At 28.5% G+C, this 1,894-nt stretch carries 2 protein-coding genes; both read right to left on the bottom strand.

The window, feature by feature from the left end:
• On the bottom strand, positions 1 to 266 hold a 266-nt coding region (locus tag HMPREF9088_RS12070), incomplete at its 3' end, for a hypothetical protein (protein WP_040366718.1).
• A 119-nt stretch (positions 267 to 385) separates the two neighbouring features.
• On the bottom strand, positions 386 to 1,894 hold a 1,509-nt coding region (locus tag HMPREF9088_RS06790), incomplete at its 5' end, for a type ISP restriction/modification enzyme (protein WP_040366720.1).

Below are 1,894 nucleotides of genomic sequence, written 5' to 3' on the forward strand. Positions count from 1 at the left end.
GTACTCTTTCCTGAACCATAACTCCCCATTAAAGCAATATTAGTTACATCAGGATTTTTAACACCATCATGAATTCGCTTAATATATGGCATTATTCGTTCTAACTCTATACCTTTTAAAATCTTTGGAGATAAACTACTTTGAATAAATTTTCCAGCATTATTTTTTTCTTCAATTTTATTCGACTTTGCTTTAAACCAATCAATTATTTGATTTATAACAATTAAGTATGATGTCCAAAAAGTTTTTCTTAATTTTTCTAACAATTTTTTACACATCCTTTATTTATGATAACTCTAAATTTTGATGTAAAGTTATTTCGTATCAAATTACTCTATACAATAAAAAGCCCAATTAAAGGCTTCTTATTGTAACTATTTAAACTTTAGACAATTATCTCCAATGGCGGTAAACTTTCTACTAAATCCATTGTTTGCAAAGATACATTAATAATAGACAACAATAGATTAAATATATATTTTGGATTATCTGAGAACTCATTAGGGTCATCCACTATCCCAGATTTTTTATCTTTTTTCACTTGATATTGGTCAATAATCCATTCAATAGCAGGCTTTCCATTTACAACATATTCATATGCACGTTCAGGAATATCTGTTATAACAATATCTTCATTAAAAATAATGGTATCTAATTGACCACGTTTAGGATGTTTCATCTTCTTTACTTTGAAACTTGGATTATCTGATTTAAAGACTATATTTACACCGTCATATACAGGAACATCTTCATAATTTAAGTGTAAATCAGCTAATTTTTTACCAATTTCTACATATTTTTCTTTGTCTTTAACTAATGGTATACGAGGAAGTTCCTTTTTTAAATCACTCGCATAATTTTCTCGATAAGCTTTTGAATGAAGAAGTCCATAAATATAATAAAAAGTCTCTTCAGTTGACAACCCAAACTTTTTGCCATTAATATTATCGCTTTTTTCAGAAAGAAGATTCCCTTCATTTAAGTGCCATTGATAGAAACCTTGTCCTTTCTCTATTAAATCTAAACTAGGTATTAAATTTATCATTGCAGTGGAAAATTCTCTCCGTGAACCTTTACCGGTAATAAAAATTATAGGATTTCCCTTTTGCCAATTGCGGTATTTTCCCGGTCTTTCAACTAAATTATTTTCATAATAAATAAATTTTTTAGTAAAAGGTCTGTATTGTATTAATTGGATACGATTGTTGTTAAAATTAATTTCAACCTGCTTATTTAGTTTATCAATTAAACCAGACGACCATTTAATTTTACTACTATCTCTATCAATATCTGTAGTTGAATTATTTAATTTCAAATTATTACGTTCAGTTTCATATTGTTTAATCATTCGCTGAACATTATCGACTAAATTTTCTTTGCCAAAACTAATTACCCACGCATCTCTATTCGTGCTGATTCCTACTGCCCAATCTTCAAAAATTTCTCCTGCCATTTTTGGATAATTCGCGTATTTTTCATCTCGTTGATTAATCCAATCATTATTTTCATCAGGGTAAACTGTATTCCAAGAAATATTTTTTATCGACTTAAGCTCTGAAATTTTTTTCAACTTCTTATTTCTATTTAAAAAATCTCCAATGTCAAAATAGTTAATTGAATGACTTTCAGAATCATCTTTCACTAAAATAGTTATTGCAGTTCCAATTAGTATATTAAAAACACTTTGTCCCTCTTTTGTAGCATCTACTCCAACCTTTCCTTTTATTGCTCCTCTTAGATTGATTGAATATATGTGATTAAATTCTTCATACAATGTCTTTCTAAACCCATCAAAACTTCCTTTATCTATAATGGAATTTGGAGTTATAAAGCCAATTACTCCTGAATCTCCTAAACGGTCAGAAGCCCATCGGATAGCTTGTATATAAGAATC

The sequence above is a fragment of the Enterococcus italicus DSM 15952 genome, assembly GCF_000185365.1.
Lineage (GTDB): Bacteria > Bacillota > Bacilli > Lactobacillales > Enterococcaceae > Enterococcus_G > Enterococcus_G italicus.